The organism is Flavobacterium difficile (assembly GCF_011392115.1).
Classification (GTDB): Bacteria; Bacteroidota; Bacteroidia; order Flavobacteriales; family Flavobacteriaceae; genus Flavobacterium; species Flavobacterium difficile.
In genome coordinates, this window is the sequence record NZ_JAAJBT010000007.1 from 61,316 (window position 1) to 80,700 (window position 19,385).

Consider the following 19,385-nt stretch of genomic DNA (forward strand, 5'->3'; position numbering starts at 1 on the left):
AAAACCTTGTAGGTTTTTCACAAACTCATACTATATATCCATCGACAAAACACTTTCAAGTTCTCTAGAACCGTTAAAGTTAAAAATACACGCCAAATGAAACTTGAAATTCTAGAAAAAGACAAAATTTACCATATTTATAATAGAGGAAATAATGGAGAAAATATTTTTACTTCTGATGAAAATAAAAAATATTTTTTGAAACTCTATTTGATACATCTAGAAGATAACGTTGAGACGTTTGCTTACTGTTTAATGGACAATCATTTTCATTTTGTAATTAAAGTAAATAACGAAAAAAAAGTAACTCAAGCATTCTCGAATTTTTTCAACGCTTATGCGAAAGCATTCAACAAACAAAATGATAGAACTGGAAGTTTGTTCGAAAAACATTTCAAAAGAATACAAGTTGAAAATGAAGAATATTTAAAAAATGTCATTCAGTACATTCATCTAAATCCAAAAAACCACTTAGATATGGATTATAAAAGTTTTACTTTTTCTTCCTATCAAACAATTCTTTCTGATAAAACAACAAATTTATTGAGAAATGAAATAATCAAATTATTTGAAAATATTGAAAACTTTATTTATTGTCACGATTTTAAAAATGAATTTTTATTTGATAAACATCTATTAGAATAAAAAAAACCTACAAGGTTTTGAAAACCTTGCAGATTAAAAAAATAATATTCCTTAACTTTACACTTCAAAACTCATACAAATGGACTTTATATATCAAGAACCGTATCCAATTTTAAAAGACGATACAACCTACAAAAAATTAACTTCAGATTTTGTTAAAGTAGAACAATTAGGCGATAGAGAAATTTTAGTTGTCGATCCGAAAGGATTAGAATTATTAGCTCAGGAAGCGATGGACGATGTTTCTTTTATGTTGCGATCGGCACATTTACAAAAATTAAGAAACATTATCGAAGACCCAGAAGCAACAGACAACGACCGTTTTGTAGCTTATAATTTATTGCAAAACGCAGCAGTAGCTGTAGACGGACAATTACCTTCTTGCCAAGATACTGGTACTGCTATTGTAGTGGCTAAAAAAGGCGAAAATGTATATACAGGTGTAGATGATGGAGAATGGTTATCAAAAGGGATTTACAATACGTACCAAAATAAAAACCTAAGATATTCGCAAATTGTACCGATTTCGATGTTCGAAGAGAAAAATTCAGGTTCTAACTTACCCGCTCAAATTGATATTTATGCTAAAAAAGGAAATTCGTATGAATTCTTATTTTTAACAAAAGGTGGTGGTTCAGCCAACAAAACCTTCTTATATCAAAAAACAAAATCACTATTAAACGACAAATCTCTTGAAGAATTTGTACGTGAACGTATTATGGATTTAGGAACCGCTGCTTGTCCGCCTTACCATTTAGCATTAGTAATTGGTGGCACTTCTGCGGAAGCAAATTTAGCCACAGTAAAAAAAGCATCTGCAGGTTATTATGACAATTTACCAACTTCTGGAAACATGTCAGGTCAAGCTTTCCGTGATTTAGAGTGGGAAAAAAGAGTACAACAAATTTGTCAAGAAAGTCAAATTGGCGCTCAATTTGGTGGAAAATATTTAACGCACGATGTTCGTGTCATTCGTTTACCTCGTCATGCGGCTTCTTGTCCGGTTGGAATGGGAGTTTCTTGTTCAGCTGACAGAAACATCAAAGGGAAAATTAATAAAGATGGAATTTTCTTAGAGCAACTGGAGGTAAATCCTGGTCAGTTTTTACCTGCAACTGCACCTCATTTAGAACCAGCTGTTGATGTAGATTTAAATCAACCTATGTCGGAAATTTTAGCAGAATTATCAAAATATCCAATCAAAACTCGTTTAAAATTAAACGGTACTTTAATTGTGGCTCGTGATATTGCACATGCAAAAATTAAAGAATTATTAGATGCAGGAAAACCAATGCCAGACTATTTTAAAAACCATCCCGTGTATTATGCTGGTCCAGCAAAAACTCCAGATGGCATGCCTTCAGGAAGTTTCGGACCAACAACAGCAGGAAGAATGGACGTTTATGTAGATGAATTTCAAGCTGCTGGTGGGAGCATGATTATGTTAGCAAAAGGAAACAGAAGTAAAGATGTAATGAATGCTTGTAAAAAATATGGAGGATTTTATTTAGGCTCAATTGGTGGACCAGCTGCTATTTTAGCTAAAGAAAATATCTTATCTGTAGAAGTTGTAGATTTTGAAGAATTAGGAATGGAAGCAGTTCGTAAAATTACAGTTAAAGATTTTCCGGCTTTTATCATTACAGATGATAAAGGAAATGATTTCTTTGCAAATTTGTAGTAAAAAAATGAAAAAACACCTTGTTTTTTTGATAATTACTTAACAAACAATTGTTAATATTGATAGATATGTATGTTAATTTATTGTAATCCATCAAAAAAAGAATATATTTGCCATTCTAACTACCCATACGAACCAAAAAATGAAAAAAATGAAAAAAAAATTATTAAATCTTTTTGTATTTAGCTTCAGTATTATTGGGTTTTCTCAATCTGATACAGATGTAAAGGAAATTACTAGAAGTTACGATATTGAATTAATCAAAAATAAAATATCAGAACACAAAACAATAGAAAAGAATGAAAAAGCTAAAGCTTACGATTTCGCATTAAAAAATAACATTCCACTAAGTTATACAGACGAAAAAGGAAATTTTTATCAATTGATGAAAATCACCCTTGATGGTCATCCCTTGTATTACTCTACTGAAAACCTTGCTGCTGCTCGATCTACAAGAGCCGTTCACTTAAATAGTGGTGGTTCTTTGGGCTTAAATCTAAATGGTCAAGGTATGGTAGCTCGTGTTTGGGATGGTGGTACAGTAAGACTTTCACACAATCACTTTGGTGGAAGAGTAGTTAGTATAGATGATCCAACTGGTAGTAATGTTATACTACATGCAACACATGTTACAGGTACAGTTTTGGCAAACGGAGCATCAACAATCAGAGGTATGGCTTATGAAGCAACAGGAAGAACTTTTGATTGGAATGAGGACGAAGCAGAAGTACTGTCTGAAGTTTTAGAAGGAATGCTTATTTCCAATCATTCGTATGGCGTTCCGATTACAAATGGTACTAACATCCTGCCTGCTTGGTACATAGGAACTTATGATCAAGACGCCAGAAACTGGGATGAAATTGCATACCTTTCGCCATATTATTTAATGGTTGCATCAGCTGGTAATTCTGGAAATGATCAAAACAATGCTGATCCGATTGCTTTTAACTACGATAAATTAACCGGAAATAAAACAGCAAAAAATAATTTAGTTGTTGCAAACGCAGAAGATGCTGTTGTAAATACCGCAGGAAATTTAACAAGTCCATTAGATATTAATACTTCTAGTAGTCAAGGACCTACAGATGACAGAAGAATTAAACCTGATATTACTGGAAACGGAACAGGCTTGACTTCAACTGGTAGCTCTTCTAATACTGCAACCAGCACTTTAACTGGAACTTCTATGGCTTCTCCAAATGTTGCTGGTACTTTATTATTATTACAACAACATAATAAAAATCTAACAACCCGATTTATGAAAGCTGCAACCTTAAAAGGCTTAGCTTGTCATACTGCAGATGATGCGGGAAATATTGGTCCTGACGCAATTTTTGGATGGGGATTATTAAACGCAAAAACAGCTGCTCAAGCACTTTCTTCAAATGGATTAAATGCTTGGATTTCAGAAGAAAAGTTAAATCAAGAACAAACTTACACAATGACTGTAAAATCTTTAGGTACGGCACCTTTGATTGCTACAGTTTGTTGGACAGATGTGCCAGGTAATGCTAACAATGGACAAAGAGGTGCAAATGATTTAACACGTGCCCTTGTAAACGATTTAGATGTACGTATTACAAGAAACAGTACTATTTATTACCCTTGGAAACTAGCTGCAGATCCATCTTTAGATGCGATTCGTAACGGGGATAATAACATAGACAATGTGGAGCAAATCAAAATAGATACACCAGCAGCAGGAGATTATACTATTACAGTTACACATAAAGGTACATTAGTAGACAACAAACAAGAATTTTCATTAATAGTTACAGGTATTAGCTCTGGGTTTGCTCTGGTTCCAACATCAGATAATTTAGAAGTATGTGCAAATCAAAATGCAGTTTACACCTACAACTACACACAATCTGCAGCAACTACCACCACATTTAGTGCTGTAGGTTTACCAAGTGGTGCTATCGCTACTTTTTCTCCTACTTCAAGAAATTCAAATGGTCCAGTTACTATGACAATTTCAAATTTATCTAATGCTACACCTGGATTTTATAATGTAGGAATAGTAGGTAATAATGGTACAGAAACAGAAACAAGATATAGAGAATTGAAATTTTACAGTACTACTTTTAGTCCTGTAACTTTAAGTTCTCCTGCTAACAATCAAAATACAGTTGCTACAACAGTTAACTTAACATGGAATGCTAATAGTAATGCAGAATCTTATAGTGTACAAGTTTCAACTTCACCATCATTTGGTACATTAGCATTTAATGCAACTGTTTCTGAAACTTCTTATTTGATTTCAAATTTAAGTCAGCAAACTACATACTATTGGAGAGTGATTCCTCAAAATAGATGTGGGTCAGCGTCTGCTGCATCTGCAACTGTAAACTCTTTCCAAACAGGAGTATTAGTTTGTGGAAATGAATTTACAGCTACAGATTTTTCAAATAATGTAATATCTACAACAAATACAGCAATGGCAGTTGTTCCTATTCAGGTAACTGGTGGATTAACTATAGGTGACATAAACGTTCAATTAAACATATCACATACTTATATCGAAGAAGCTAATGTTCAACTTCAAGGCCCAGCTAGCATTGGAAGTCCAATCATTACATTATTCAATGGTGCGTGTGGTGGAAATGACGATATTATTTGTACGGTAGATGATAGTGGTTCTCCGTTATCATGTGAAACTAATCCGGCCATTTCTGGAACAGTGCAACCAATTGAACCACTTGCTGAACTAAACGGACAAATAGCAGATGGTACTTGGAATTTAATTGTAACAGATCAAGTTTCTGGTGATGGTGGAACAATTAATGCAGTTAAAATTATTATTTGTAACATTCAACCACCACTTTCTCTTGAAGAGAATGTTTTATCAGGATTAAAAATATATCCAAATCCAACTACTGGAATTGTAAATATTGATTTAGGTACGAGTTTAAGCGATACTTCAATTGTTAATTTATTCGATATTCAGGGAAGAATAATTTCTACTAAAGAAATGAATAGTTCTGTTGATTCTATCAATATCTCTAACTTATCTGATGGTGTTTACCTATTAACTATCGAAAATGGTACTTCTAAAACAACGAAGAAAATTGTTTTAAACAGATAAAATATTAAACTAATAAAAAAGCCGTTCCGATAAAATCAGAACGGCTTTTTTTATGAAATGAACTAACTTATCTTAAGAAAATTTATTCTACAAATAAAACCAATCCTTTTAAATAATGTCCTTCAGGATGATAGATATTTGTAGGATGATCTGGACCTTGTCCTAATTTATGTAATACTCTTATGTTTCTTCCAGATTCAATAGCAGCGGCGGCAACAGTGTTATAAAATAAAACATCATCGATAACTTGTGAACAAGAAAATGTAAATAAAATTCCGTTTGGTGCTAAGGCTTTTAAACCTGCAATATTTAAACGCTTATAAGCTTGAGTGGCTGTATGTTTACTTTTGATACTTTTCGCGAAAGCTGGCGGATCTAATACAATAACATCATACTGTTGCGTGTGTTCTCTCATGAAATTAAACACATCATCTGCTACTGCAGTATGATTGGCATTTGGAAAATTGATTTCCATATTACTTGCGGCTAAATCTACTGCTTTTTGAGAAATATCCACCGAAGTTACCAATTCTGCTCCAGCGTTCATCGCATAAATGGAAAAACCACCTGTATAACAAAACGTATTTAATACTTTTTTACCTTTTGAAAATTCTCCTAATAATTTTCTGTTTTCACGTTGGTCTAAGAAAAAACCTGTTTTTTGTCCTTCAACCCAATTAACAGAGAATAAGATGTTGTTTTCTTTTGCAACAGTTTCTGTTTTAGTTCCAAATAAAAAATAATCGGTTCCTGTGTTTGGTAATGTTCCTGAACTTTTACAATAAATCGTATCACAATTATCGGGAAAATTAGACTGAATTGCAGCTGCAATTTCATTCATTTGCATAAAAACTCCTGTAGAATGAGCTTGAATCACCCAATTTTTATCGTAATAATCGATAATTAATCCAGAAATTCCATCACCTTCTCCGTGAATTACTCGGAACGCATTGGTAGCTTCAAAATCCAATATTTGGGTACGTAAATACCAAGCCGATTGTAGTTTGGTTGACCAAAAATTATCAGAAAAAGTTTCTTCGCCGAAAGTCAAAATACGAACCACGATACTTCCTTTGTCACTGAAATATCCAGTTCCTAAATGATTGTTTTTCGAATCGACTACATCTACCATTTCACCATCGTTGATTTCACGACTCACGCCGTAAACGGCACCACTAAAAATCCAAGGGTGACGACGTTGAATAGATTTTTCTTTACCTGATTTTAGAATTACTTTTGGGAACATATTAATGTGTCAATTAGTCGATTAGTCAATGTGCCAATTCAATTAGTCAATTTGAAAATGAGCCAATTCCTTTATTGACTAATTGACATATTGGCTAATTGAGTCATTAGCCTTTTTTTGTGGTTGAAATGATTTTGTTTGTGATTTTCAATATATCAAAAACTTCGGATAATAATTCTTCTGTATTTGGATAATTTTCCAACTCATTACAAAGGAATAACCAAAATTCGGTTTCATCAGCTTCTTTCATTGCAATTTTCATTTTATGAATAAAATCTGATTTGCTTTCAGAATTTTGAGCTTCTTTGATATTGGCTCCTATTGAAGTTCCTGATTTTAATAGTTGATTGGCGATTACGTACTTTCTGTCTTCTTCTAATTTTTCTGTGTATTGAACCACTTTTTTAGCAAATTCAAATGATTTTAAAAGAATTAAATTGTTTTTGTACTTTTCTTGAAATGTTATCATGGCTTATATATTTAATGTGTCTATTTTAAAATGTGTCAATCTAATTAGTCAATTTGAAAATGTGTCAATTCTTATCATTGATTCATCGACTAATTGACACATTCTCTCATTGTCACATTGGCTTATTGCCTCATTGGCTAATTAATACTCATTTCAGGAATTTCTCCTTCAATAATTAAATCGGCTTCAGTGGCTTTGATGATATCTTCCACTGAAACACCTGGTGCTCTTTCTAACAATTTAAAACCATTTGGTGTGATTTCTAAAACGGCTAATTCGGTAACAACTTTTTTCACACATCTCACACCTGTTAATGGAAGCGTACATTTTTTAAGAATTTTAGATTCTCCAGCTTTATTTACGTGCATCATGGCTACGATAATATTTTCTGCAGAAGCTACCAAATCCATTGCTCCGCCCATTCCTTTTACCATTTTTCCTGGAATTTTCCAATTGGCAATGTCTCCATTTTCAGAAACTTCCATCGCTCCTAAAATAGTTAAATCTACTTTTTGAGCACGAATCATTCCGAAACTAAAAGCTGAATCAAAGAAACTTGCGCCAGGTAAAGTGGTAATCGTTTGTTTTCCTGCGTTGATGATGTCTGCATCTTCTTCACCTTCAAAAGGGAAAGGTCCCATTCCTAAAACTCCATTTTCAGACTGAAATTCTACTGAAATATCGGTACGAACATAATTGGCTACTAAAGTTGGGATTCCGATTCCTAGATTTACATAGTAACCGTCTTTCACTTCTTGTGCGATTCTTTTTGCTATATCTTCTTTTGATAACATAATTTTTCTTTTTTACTGAACACTAAAAACTGAACACTGATTACTTTTGACGAACTGTTCTTTGCTCAATTCTTTTTTCAAACTTTTCTCCTTGAAAAATACGATTTACCATAATTCCAGGAATGTGAATTTCGTTCGGATTTAAAGTTCCAGCCGGGACTAATTCTTCTACCTCAGCGATGGTGATTTTTGCAGCACCTGCCATACAAGCATTAAAATTACGAGCCGTTCCTTTAAAAATAAGGTTTCCGGCTTCATCACCTTTCCATGCTTTTACGATTGAAAAATCTGCTTTATAAGCCAATTCCATGACATGCATTTTTCCGTTAAATTCTCGCGTTTCTTTACCTTCAGCTACTTCGGTTCCGAAACCTGCTGGTGTAAAAAATGCTGGAATTCCGGCTTGAGCAGCACGACATTTCTCTGCTAAAGTTCCTTGTGGTGTTAATTCAACTTCTAATTCGCCAGAAAGCATTTGACGTTCGAATTCGGCATTTTCTCCCACATAAGAAGAAATCATTTTTTTAATTTGGCGTTTTTGCAATAGTAAGCCTAAACCAAAATCATCAACTCCTGCATTATTAGAAATACAGGTTAAATTAGTTACATTTTTAGCTACTAATTCAGCAATACTATTTTCAGGAATTCCGCATAATCCGAAACCGCCTAACATAATCGTTTGTCCGTCTTGAATTCCTTCAAGTGCTTCTTGTACGTTGTTTACTTTTCTTGAAATCATAATATAAATTATAGTCCGTCTAAATCTTCAGTACCAGGTTGTTCATCTGGTTTAACCGCTAATGAATCTACTGCAGTTGAATCTGCAACAGCTCTATTTGGTTCTGGTGCACAATCTACATCAATAGACATATTCGAAGGTTTTTTGAAAGGTTGTTGTGAAATATTTAAAGTTGGATCTGCTAAACATTTTCGCATAAAAATTCCGTAAATTGGTAAGGCAGTTGTAGCACCTTGTCCCATATTCGTACTTTCGAAATGTGCGGAACGATCTTCATTTCCAACCCAAACTCCGGCGGCTAAATTAGGTACCATTCCAATGAACCAACCGTCTGAATTGTTTTGAGACGTTCCTGTTTTTCCAGCAACTGGACCTCTAATATTATAAGGCACACCTGTTAAGAAATTAGATGGTGCCGAAGCTGCCCAACGCAAACGCGAACCTGTTCCTGATTCTGTTACACCTTCCATTAATTTAATAATAGAATACGCTACATCTTTATTTACTACATCGTGAGATTCTTCTACACCTTGGTAAATTACTACTCCGTTTTTATCTTCTATTTTAATAATCATTTGAGGCTTGATATACACGCCTTCATTAGCAAAAGTACTAAAAGCAGCAACCATTTCTTCCACAGTAATTTCTACCGCTCCTAATGCAATAGCTGGTCGATTTGGAATGTCTGAAGTAACTCCTAAATTTTTAGTCATTTCTACAACTGCTGGTGCTCCTACTTCATCAATTAAACGAGCTGAAACGGTATTTATAGAATTCGCTAATGCTTTTTTCATAGAAACCAATCCTCGGAATTTTCCATCCGAATTATTTGGTGTCCAATCTTTATCGTTATTGTCTCCTTTTAAAATGGTAAATGGCGAATCCATTATCATCGAACAAGGTGATTTTCCTAATCTATCAATAGCTGTAGCATAAACAAACGGTTTAAAAGTAGAACCTACTTGACGTGCCCCTTGACCTACGTGATCATATTGGAAATATTTATAATTGATTCCACCCACCCAAGCTTTTACGTGTCCGGTTTGAGGCTCCATAGCCATCATACCAGTTTGTAAGAAATGCTTATAATACAAAATTGAATCTTTAGGTTTCATGATGGTATCTCTTTCCCCTTTCCAAGTGAAAATTTTCATTTTAGCAGGCACTTCAAAAGATTGTTTGATTTCCGCTTCCGATTTTCCATTGATACTCATAATACGCCATCTCTCTGAATTTTTCATGGCTTGATTCATAATTTTCTGAGTTTCTTCAGGAGTGATATCTAAAAACGGTGCTGTTGGATTGTCTTTTTGTCTGCGATTAAATTCTGGTTGTAAATTCGACAAATGTTCTTCTACTGCTTCTTCAGCATATTGTTGCATACGAGAATCGACAGTGGTATAAATTTTTAAACCCGCAGTGTATAAATCAATTTCTTCGCCTTTTTCTTCTTCAATTTTCTTGATAATCGGTTTTAATTGTTCACGCAAGTATTCTCTAAAATATGTAGCTGTTCCTTCTGCGTGACTTTCAGGTTTGAAGTTGATTTTTACAGGAAGTTTTTTTAATTGTGCCGCTTTTGTTTCAGACAAATACTTGTTTTTAACCATTTGATCTAAAACTGTGTTTCTTCTGTTAAAAACTTTTTCTTTCCTTTTTTCTTTTGTTGGATTAAATAAAGCTGGGTTTTTTAGCATTCCTACAAATAAAGCACTTTCTTCGATAGTTAAATCTTTTGGTTCTTTACCCATATAAATTTTAGAAGCTGAACGAATTCCGACCGCACTATTTACAAAATCTACTTTGTTTAAGTATAAAGCTATGATTTCTTGTTTGGTATATTGTCTTTCAAGTTTGGTTGCAATAATCCATTCTTTACATTTTTGGATGATACGAAAGGGTAAAAAACGGGAACCTTCACCGTGAAATAAATTTTTAGCTAATTGTTGCGTAATAGTACTTGCTCCACCGCTTCTTCCTAAACTTGAAATCGCTCTTAAGGTTCCTCTTGCATCTACTCCTGAATGTTCGTAAAAACGTTCATCTTCTGTAGCAACTAAAGCATCTACTAAATGTTTAGGTAATTCTTGATATTTTACAGGAGTTCTGTTTTCTTTATAAAATTTACCTAAGGTTACACCGTCTGAAGAAATAATTTCTGTGGCGATATTGGTATCTGGATTTTCTAATTCGTCAAACGAAGGCATTTTTCCAAAAAATCCCCATGATGCTAGAAGAAAAAACAATAAAACACCACCAAAACTGTAGCCAAACAATTTCCAAAATTTTCTTACGTAATCTGAATAAGTGAGTTGATTATTAGTTGTTGCCATATGCTCTATTATTTTCTTTTTTCGATTCTTAATCCTAATTCTGTAATTCCTGTTAAATCTTGAACGCCTTGCACTTTACCAGTTTGTCTGACTGCGTGTTCTACATCCAATGTGTATTTTCCAGCTTTTTCAAAACTGTAATTTTCTTTATACCACAGTTTACTTTCCTTAATATCTGAAAAACCAGTTCCTAATAAAGTACCATCTGGATTTGCCATTTGGTATTCTAAAGTATCTACTAAAACTTTTCCATCGGGTTGATTTAACGATACGATTAAAAATAAATTATTATATGGGTATTCATTATTATTTCTCACATTTAAAAACATATTGTACACCGTAGTTGTGTCTTTTTGTTCAAAAGTGAATGTAGCTTTATTGTTTTTTTTCCATGTGCCATCAAATTCTTTGTATTCATCGAAAACTTGATTTTTATCACAAGAAACTAGGCTAAAAAGCAAAGCAAAAGGTAGTATTTTAAAAAAATTATTGTTCATTTTTCTTAAACGGTTTCTTTTTCCTTTTATTATTATTGTTGGATTTTTTCTTAGGTTGATCAAAACGAGTTAAGCTGTCTTGACCTACCACATTTTCGAATTTTTTCTCAATATTTACGGCAGAAACTTCTTCTACATAATCTTCCAGTTGTGCGATTTTTTTTCCTTGTTTGTTTAACGCTACAATTTCTTTAACTCTATCTGCTTTAATAGTGTGCCAATGAGCTGGTGCATTTGCGTAAGAAAACCACATAAGATTTTTAAAGATGTCTATCTTTTGGCAATACGCATCTCCTTTATCTGTAAGCAATTTTGTATCCATATCTGGCAAACCTTTTAGCGCGTCTAAATACGTATCTAATTCGTAATTTAAACAACACTTTAGTTTACCACATTGTCCGGCTAATTTTTGAGGATTTAAAGATAGTTGTTGGTAACGTGCTGCAGAAGTATTCACACTTCTGAAATCAGTTAGCCATGAAGAACAACATAATTCGCGTCCGCAAGAACCAATTCCGCCTAAACGAGCCGCTTCCTGACGGAAACCCACTTGTTTCATTTCTACACGGATTTTAAACTCACTCGCATATTCTTTAATCAATTGACGAAAATCGACACGATCATTTGCCGTGTAATAGAAAGTCGCTTTAGAACCATCGCCTTGAAATTCGATATCCGAAATTTTCATTTCTAATTTAATCGCAATGGCAATTTCACGTGCTCTAACCTGTATGGCGTCTTCTTTATTTCTTACACCATGCCAAATATCGATATCTTTTTGAGTTGCCTTTCTATAAACTTTAGGAATTTCCGCGTTGTCTTTTACATTTTTCTTGTTCATTTGAACACGAACTAATTCACCTGTTAAAGACACTAACCCTACATCATGACCAGATTGCGCTTCAGTAGCAACCACATCACCAATACTTAAAGTCAGTTTTTCAGTATTTCTAAAAAATTCTTTTCTTCCGTTTTTAAATCGAACTTCTACACAATCAAAAGGCGCTTGTCCGCCAGGTAAAGTCATATTAGACAACCAATCGAAAACCGTTAATTTGTTGCAGCTATCGGTGCCGCAAGTCCCATTATTTTTACACCCCTTTGGTGCACCACCATCGGAAGTTGAACAACTTGTACATGCCATAAATCTATATATATTGATCTTCCGATTTATCGGAATACTTTTCAAATGTTGATTATATTTTTTTTCATAAGTCATCCCGAATTATCGGAACAAGTTATAATATCGCTTTCTTTTTATTTGAACTTGTTTACAACAAGACTTTTGAATTTGCGATTTCAAATGTTATTTTGAGCGTAAAGATAGCATTTTTTACCTTAATTTATAATTTTGCTTTTTGAAGTTTTTGCAAACTAAAAAACCTGCTACATAATACAAACGTAACAGGTTTCTTTTTCTTATAAATTTATAATTATATTTTGTAAATTTTATCCGATTCTCTGATTTTAAATGGCACGACAAATGTCACTTTATCGCCAGATTTTGCAACTGTACTTTCCACTCCATTTACGAACATTGTTCCCACTTCTAACTTTTGATTTCCTGTTGTTGGTCCGATGACATAAATGGTGTCGCCCGTTTTTAATTCTTCTTTTTCAATTAAAAATTGTCCAACTTGTGCTTTGGAGAAATAATGTTGCCCTTTTCCGATATATAACTTTCTCTCGGTGGCAATTTTTCTTTTTCTAATTTGTGTAACCGCTGAAACTTTTACAGGTTTTTGAGCAATTTCTTCAAAAATATTTCTTTCCGTGTTTTGTTTGAATTTTAAATCTGGAGATTTTCCCTTTTGAAAAATTTTATTGCCGTTTTTTACTCCTTTTCTTAGCTTTTCTTGTTCTTCTAATGGCAAATAAATCGTTTCTACACATGTAGTCGAGCAGCAATTTTCCATTTTTTCCGCACAAGAATCGCATTGAATAAACAACAAATGACAACCTTCATTCGCACAATTTACGTGAGTATCACAAGGTGCACCACATTGGTGACATTGCGCAATAATATCATCCGTAATTCGTTCTCCTAAACGGTGGTCGAAAACGAAATTTTTTCCAATAAATTTACTTTCTAAACCTTCTTCTTTTATTTGTTTGGCGTAATTAATAATACCACCTTCTAATTGAAAAACATTTTTAAAACCTTGGTGTTTGTAGTAAGCAGAAGCTTTTTCACAACGAATTCCACCTGTACAATACATCACTAAGTTTTTATCTTCTTTGAAGTCTTTTAATTGTTCGTTAATGATCGGTAAACTTTCACGAAACGTTTCTACATCTGGTGTAATTGCGCCTTTAAAATGCCCTACTTCACTCTCATAATGATTTCTAAAATCGACTACAATGGTATTCGGATCGTCTAAAATCGCATTGAATTCTCTAGCATTTAAATGCACTCCTTTGTTCGTTACGTCGAAAGTTTCATCATTTAAACCATCGGCTACAATTTTATTTCTAACTTTAATGGTTAATTTTAAGAAAGAATGATCATCATGTTCCACTGCAATATTCAAACGAATGCCTTTCAGGAAATCGTACTTTTCTAACGTTTCTCTGAACGCCTCAATATTTTCAGCTGGCACCGACATTTGTGCATTAATTCCTTCAGTAGCGACATAGATTCGGCCTAAAGCATCTAATTTATTCCACTTCAGAAATAAGTCGTTTCTAAATTGTGTTGGGTTTTCAATTTTGGCGTACGCATAAAAAGAAAGCGTTAATCGCTGACCGGCTTGATCAATTAACTTGGCTCTTTCTTCTGCGCTTAAGGTGTTATACAGTTGCATGCTATAAACAATTAAGGGTTAGAGATGCGATTTGTCGCATCTTCACAGAAATAATAAACAAACGAACTCTAAATGGAAGAATTCAGGTGCAAAGTTATATTTTTTTAGAAAATCACAAAACATATTAACAATCTTTGTTCCGATTAAAAAATTCTGTATTTTTACAAAAATTTATTATTATGAGCACGGAAAAAGAAGCAAAATTAAAAGCCTTACAACTAACATTAGACAAATTAGACAAAACTTACGGTAAAGGAACTGTGATGAAAATGGGGGATTCTGCTGTAGAAGAAGTAGAAACCATTTCGTCAGGATCTTTAGGTGTAGACATTGCATTAGGAGTAAATGGATATCCGAAAGGAAGAATTATTGAAATTTACGGGCCAGAATCTTCTGGTAAAACCACCTTAACCTTACACGCCATAGCAGAAGCTCAAAAAGCAGGAGGAATTGCTGCTTTTATTGATGCAGAACACGCTTTTGACCGTTTTTATGCTGAAAAATTAGGAGTAGATATTGATAATTTAATTATTTCTCAACCAGATAATGGAGAGCAAGCTTTGGAAATTGCAGAAAGTTTAATACGTTCAGGTGCAGTTGATATTGTGGTTATTGACTCGGTTGCGGCTTTAACACCAAAAAGTGAAATCGAAGGCGATATGGGTGATAGTAAAATGGGATTACACGCCCGTTTAATGTCTCAAGCTTTAAGAAAATTGACTGGAACCATTCACAAAACAAAATGTACAGTGTTTTTTATCAACCAGTTGAGAGATAAAATTGGAGTAATGTTTGGTAGTCCTGAAACTACAACTGGTGGAAATGCTTTAAAGTTTTATGCTTCTGTTAGAATTGACATCAGACGTTCATCACAAATTAAAGATGGCGAAAATGTTATCGGAAACAGAACCAAAGTAAAAATTGTAAAAAACAAAGTAGCCCCACCATTTAGAACTTGTGAATTCGACATCATGTATGGTGAAGGAGTTTCTAAAGTTGGAGAAGTGTTAGACTTAGCAGTTGACTTTGAAGTGATAAAGAAAAGCGGTTCTTGGTTCAGTTACGGGGAAACCAAACTAGGACAAGGAAGAGATTCTGTAAAACAACTCATCAAAGATAATCCAGAATTAATGGATGAACTAGAAGTTAAAATTAAAGCTTTATTAAAAGAGCAAGCGGAATAAAAAATTAAAATCATCCAACAGGATGATTTTTTTTGATTATAACGCAACCTTTTTGTAAATTTTGTATCTATTTAAATAAACCTTTTAACAATGAAAAAAATTATAGCATTTTTTAGTATTTTATTCGTATTGATTTCGTGTACTCCTGAATCAAGCAACCCAAAGGTTCGGTTTGAATTATTACCTATAGAATCTGTAGTCTTACCTACAAGTTTTAATGTTAATGAAGTAAATGAAATTGAAGTTAATTTTTTAAGACCAACGACATGTCATGGCTTTGATGGGTTTTTATACGAAAAAGATGGTTTAACTAGAACAATTGCAGTGCAAAGTTTTGTGTCAGAACAAAACAATTGTGAAGCTTTAACCAATCAAATTGTGACACAAAAATTAAACTTTAAACCCATTCAAACTGGCACATATTTGTTAAAGTTTTTTAAAGGAACAAATGCAAATGGAAGTTTAATTTTTGAAGAAGTATCGGTAGATGTGCAATAAAAAACACGAATGATTGAAAAAATTTTATACGATTGTAAACAAAATAACACTAAAGCTAAAGAACAATTGTATAAGCTTTTAGCGCCAAAATTGTTCGCTGTAAGTTTAAAGTATTCTAGAAACTATGAAGAAGCACAAGATAATTTACAAGAAAGTTTTTTAATTATTTTTGAAAAGTTAACACAATTTAATAACAAAGGATCTTTTGAAGGTTGGGCAAAAAGATTAGTTATTAATTATGTTTTGCAACAATATAGAAAACAAGGTACATTTTTAGAATTAGTTTCGGATAACATTCCCAATGAAGAAGAAGTTGAAATTGACGAAGAATCTGTTACTCTAAATTTTTTGTTGAAAATTATTCAAGAATTACCAGATCGGTATCGATTGGTGTTTAATTTATATGTTGTTGACGGGTATTCGCATAAAGAAATTGCAGAAATGCTAGACATATCAGATGGTACATCGAAATCTAATTTGGCCAGAGCTAAAATAATTTTAAAAGAAAAAATACAAAATTATACTACCGCATTTTCCAAAACAAAATGAATCGCAAACAAGCATAAGTTTGTAGAAGCAAACGACAAAAAATTTAAAGCGATACATTTAAAAAAATTAAGTTCAAACAAATGAAAAAAAGTAAAAATATAGAACGCCTTTTTCAAGAGAAATTTAAAGATTTTGAAGTTGCTCCACCAGAGTTGGTATGGGAAAACATTCAAGAGAAATTAAATTCGAAAGAACAAAAAAGAAGAATACTTCCATTTTGGTTTAAAACTGCTGGAATTGCTGCTTCTTTTGTGGCAATTGGTTCGCTACTTTTTTTTAACTCCAACAACAATTTTAAAAACACTTCTACTGAAAATAACACCGTTGTTACTTCTGAAGAAAATCAAATACATAAAAATTTAAACCGAAACAATATCGATTCGAAAACCGCTAAATCGAATGAAAATAAGTTAAATTCTTCCATCACTAATGAAGCAATAAATCATCCGAAATCTAATGCTGTTGTAACAAATACTTCCACTAACTCGGATTCAAATATAAATTTAGAACCTGCTAAAAAATCAAACCTAAATTACAATAAAGTTTCGAATCCAAAATTAACCAACAACAAATCGAATACAGGTTTTGCCTCAAATACGGTGTCTAAAAATAAATTTGAAAAGAAAAAAACTCTTATTTCTTCAAGTTCAGAAATTGTAGCAAATAATACTACTTCTAACCAATATGAAAAGAACTATTTCAAAACAGTTGTACCGTTAAGTGACATTCAAATTAAAAATCAAAGTTCAAATTCTGGTGTAACGGATTTTAATGTAAATAAAAATCTCAACATTTCTCAACAGAAAAATTCTGGAAAAACAGAAAGTAATAAATTTAGTTTTTCCGATTTGCCGTTCAATACCATTGTTTCAAAACCTACAGATGCTGTCAACAATCTTGAAAAAACAATAAATACCAATTCTAGCGCTGTTGTAGCAATAGATCCAATAAAAACAGACACTACAAAATTAGCAATAGCAACAATTGAAGAAAACCCAATGGAAAAATTGCTTCGTGAAAAAGAGACAAAACAAGTTGTTGCCGAAAAAGAGAAATGGAGTAAATGGGCTGTAAACAGTTTTGTTTCGCCTATTTTCTTCAATTCTTTTGCTAATGGTTCTCCGATTTCTGATGAATTTAGTTCTAACGAGAAATCGTTTAATAACTCTACCAGTTACGGAATTGGCGTGTCGTATGCTATAAACAAGCGATTGGCTATCAAAACAGGTGTTAGTAATTTGAATTTAGATTACGATACAGAAAACATTGCTTTTTATTCCTCTTTTGAAGACCAATCGAAAATTGCCAATACAAACATCGAGAGAAATTCAAACAGTAAATATTTAGTGTTAAAAAGTGAAAATAATTTATCTAAAAACACATCGGAAATACAAAACATACAAAGCAATCAAAACTTAGGAAATTTAAACCAAAGAGCGCAATATATTGAAGTTCCTTTAGAAATGTCTTACGCCCTTTTAAACAAAAAAGTGGGAGTCTCACTTCGTGGTGGTATGAGTACTTTGTTTTTAACTGCCAATGAAGTTTCAATTAAAGCCACAGATGGAACCATGCAAATTGGTAAAGCTTCCAACTTAAATACAGTACATTTTAGTAGTAACGTTGGACTAGGTTTTAGCTATAATTTCATGAAAAGTTTTCAATTGAATTTAGAACCTACATTACGTTACCAAATTAATACATTTAATAAAAATGCTGAAAATTTTTCACCTTATGTAATTGGTGTAAATACTGGAATTAGTTATAAATTTTAAAGTTAGTTATCTATAATTTAGTTAAGTTGTTTCATTGCTTCTAATAAGTTTGAAACTGAAAAAGCGTCTATCCCAAAGGCGCTTTTTTATTGCAGATCTTTCTCTAAATGTGTTAAAATAACTTGTCTAACTTCCTGTTTTATAGCATGTCTGTCTTCTAAAACTTTTCCTGCTGTTTCAATTGGTTGGTGAATTTTAGCGCGCATTTTACCTGGAGTTCCACTAAAAAAAGTATACGAAAATCGTTTTTTATTATCGAAAAAAGTCATCGGCACGATGGTAAGTTGGTGTTCAATAGCAATTCTAAAAGCACCATCTTTAAATTCATCTAAAATAACACTTTCATCAGGCACGCCACCTTCTGGAAAAATACAAATGCTCAATCCTTGTTGAATTCTTTTTTGCGCCCTTTCAAAAACCTCATACCTGCTTTTGCTATTACTTCTGTCTACTAAAATACATACACGCTTATAAATAAATCCGAAAATAGGAATCTTAACCAATTCTTTTTTTCCCACAAACACAAACGGATGATTTTTCACCGCAAGCAACATCAACATAATATCCGTCATCGAAGTATGATTGGCCACTAACATGTAACTTTTTCCGTCTTCAAAAACTTCATCGCCTTCAATAGAATATCTAAAACCCATCCCAATTAAAATAATTTTAGACCAAAGTCTGGCAATTTTAAAAAACAGCGGATAGGTTTTTTCGCTTAAAATCGTAATAAAAATAAATGGGAATAAAACCAATATGGGCACCAACATTAAAAGGTAAAACCAAATTCTATAAAGCAACCAAAGCGGATAAAGTATAATTTTCATTTTATTTTTTTTATGAAACACAAATATAGCATTTCAAAACAAAATCGCACCCGCTTTCCGTTATATCTGTTACAATTTGCTTTTAAGTAGCAATTTGTAACAGGATGCCACTGCAATCGGGGTTAGAAATCGCGCATAACTTTAAACTGAAAACTGCTATAGATTCCTTTTTACTTTGTACTTGACTCTTTTCACTTGACTCTTTTCACTTGACTCTTTTCACTTGGCTCTTTTCACTTGGCTCTTTTTACTTGAC

16 protein-coding genes are annotated in these 19,385 nt (G+C 32.9%); 7 read left to right on the plus strand and 9 right to left on the minus strand.

The window, feature by feature from the left end; all coding sequences use genetic code 11:
* Positions 1-96: 96 nt before the first annotated feature.
* The 3 genes from G4D72_RS11345 (at position 97) to G4D72_RS11355 (ending at position 5,414) form a co-directional block, all read left to right on the plus strand.
* The gene (locus tag G4D72_RS11345) at positions 97-645 is read left to right on the plus strand and encodes a transposase (protein WP_166077825.1); all 549 of its coding nucleotides are present in this window, start codon (positions 97-99) and stop codon (positions 643-645) included.
* Between the two features lie 79 nt (positions 646-724).
* The gene (locus G4D72_RS11350) at positions 725-2,326 is read left to right on the plus strand and encodes a fumarate hydratase (protein ID WP_166077826.1); all 1,602 of its coding nucleotides are present in this window, start codon (positions 725-727) and stop codon (positions 2,324-2,326) included.
* A 151-nt stretch (positions 2,327-2,477) separates the two neighbouring features.
* On the plus strand, positions 2,478-5,414 hold the full coding sequence (locus tag G4D72_RS11355; RefSeq protein ID WP_166077827.1) for a S8 family serine peptidase: 2,937 nt from the start codon (positions 2,478-2,480) through the stop codon (positions 5,412-5,414).
* A gap of 82 nt (positions 5,415-5,496) precedes the next feature.
* Here the strand turns inward: G4D72_RS11355 and G4D72_RS11360 are convergent, their stop codons facing one another.
* The 8 genes from G4D72_RS11360 to trhO form a co-directional block, all read right to left on the minus strand.
* The gene (locus tag G4D72_RS11360; RefSeq protein ID WP_166077828.1) at positions 5,497-6,660 is read right to left on the minus strand and encodes a class I SAM-dependent rRNA methyltransferase; all 1,164 of its coding nucleotides are present in this window, start codon (positions 6,658-6,660) and stop codon (positions 5,497-5,499) included.
* Between the two features lie 106 nt (positions 6,661-6,766).
* Positions 6,767-7,129 carry a four helix bundle protein gene (locus G4D72_RS11365; RefSeq protein WP_166077829.1) on the minus strand — a complete coding sequence of 121 codons (363 nt, stop codon included), beginning with the start codon at positions 7,127-7,129 and terminating at the stop codon, positions 6,767-6,769.
* Between the two features lie 137 nt (positions 7,130-7,266).
* Positions 7,267-7,923, minus strand: a complete 657-nt coding sequence (locus tag G4D72_RS11370) for a CoA transferase subunit B (protein ID WP_166077830.1) — start codon at positions 7,921-7,923, stop codon at positions 7,267-7,269.
* Between the two features lie 40 nt (positions 7,924-7,963).
* The gene (locus G4D72_RS11375; protein ID WP_166077831.1) at positions 7,964-8,662 is read right to left on the minus strand and encodes a CoA transferase subunit A; all 699 of its coding nucleotides are present in this window, start codon (positions 8,660-8,662) and stop codon (positions 7,964-7,966) included.
* A gap of 8 nt (positions 8,663-8,670) precedes the next feature.
* A complete protein-coding gene (locus tag G4D72_RS11380; RefSeq protein WP_166077832.1) occupies positions 8,671-10,995 on the minus strand; it encodes a penicillin-binding protein 1A in 2,325 nt (774 codons plus the stop codon).
* 8 nt (positions 10,996-11,003) lie between these two features.
* Positions 11,004-11,492: a gliding motility lipoprotein GldH gene (locus G4D72_RS11385; protein WP_166077833.1), complete on the minus strand. Its 489-nt coding sequence runs from the start codon at positions 11,490-11,492 to the stop codon at positions 11,004-11,006.
* Positions 11,482-12,636, minus strand: a complete 1,155-nt coding sequence (locus G4D72_RS11390) for a PSP1 domain-containing protein (protein WP_166077834.1) — start codon at positions 12,634-12,636, stop codon at positions 11,482-11,484. The genes G4D72_RS11385 and G4D72_RS11390 overlap by 11 nt, the downstream gene beginning before the upstream one ends.
* A gap of 289 nt (positions 12,637-12,925) precedes the next feature.
* A complete protein-coding gene (gene trhO / locus G4D72_RS11395) occupies positions 12,926-14,296 on the minus strand; it encodes an oxygen-dependent tRNA uridine(34) hydroxylase TrhO (RefSeq protein ID WP_166077835.1) in 1,371 nt (456 codons plus the stop codon).
* A gap of 179 nt (positions 14,297-14,475) precedes the next feature.
* Here trhO and recA point away from each other — a divergent pair, with 179 nt between their 5' ends.
* The 4 genes from recA to G4D72_RS11415 all read left to right on the plus strand — a co-directional run bounded on the left by recA (position 14,476) and on the right by G4D72_RS11415 (position 18,302).
* A complete protein-coding gene (gene recA, locus G4D72_RS11400; protein ID WP_166077836.1) occupies positions 14,476-15,480 on the plus strand; it encodes a recombinase RecA in 1,005 nt (334 codons plus the stop codon).
* Between the two features lie 90 nt (positions 15,481-15,570).
* Positions 15,571-15,978: a hypothetical protein gene (locus G4D72_RS11405; RefSeq protein ID WP_166077837.1), complete on the plus strand. Its 408-nt coding sequence runs from the start codon at positions 15,571-15,573 to the stop codon at positions 15,976-15,978.
* A 9-nt stretch (positions 15,979-15,987) separates the two neighbouring features.
* On the plus strand, positions 15,988-16,527 hold the full coding sequence (locus G4D72_RS11410; RefSeq protein ID WP_166077838.1) for an RNA polymerase sigma factor: 540 nt from the start codon (positions 15,988-15,990) through the stop codon (positions 16,525-16,527).
* 80 nt (positions 16,528-16,607) lie between these two features.
* Entirely contained in the window at positions 16,608-18,302 is a 1,695-nt protein-coding gene (locus G4D72_RS11415) for a porin family protein (protein ID WP_166077839.1), read from the plus strand.
* Positions 18,303-18,388: 86 nt separating this feature from the next.
* Here the strand turns inward: G4D72_RS11415 and G4D72_RS11420 are convergent, their stop codons facing one another.
* A complete protein-coding gene (locus G4D72_RS11420) occupies positions 18,389-19,129 on the minus strand; it encodes a lysophospholipid acyltransferase family protein (RefSeq protein WP_166077840.1) in 741 nt (246 codons plus the stop codon).
* Between the last annotated feature and the right edge of the window lie 256 nt (positions 19,130-19,385).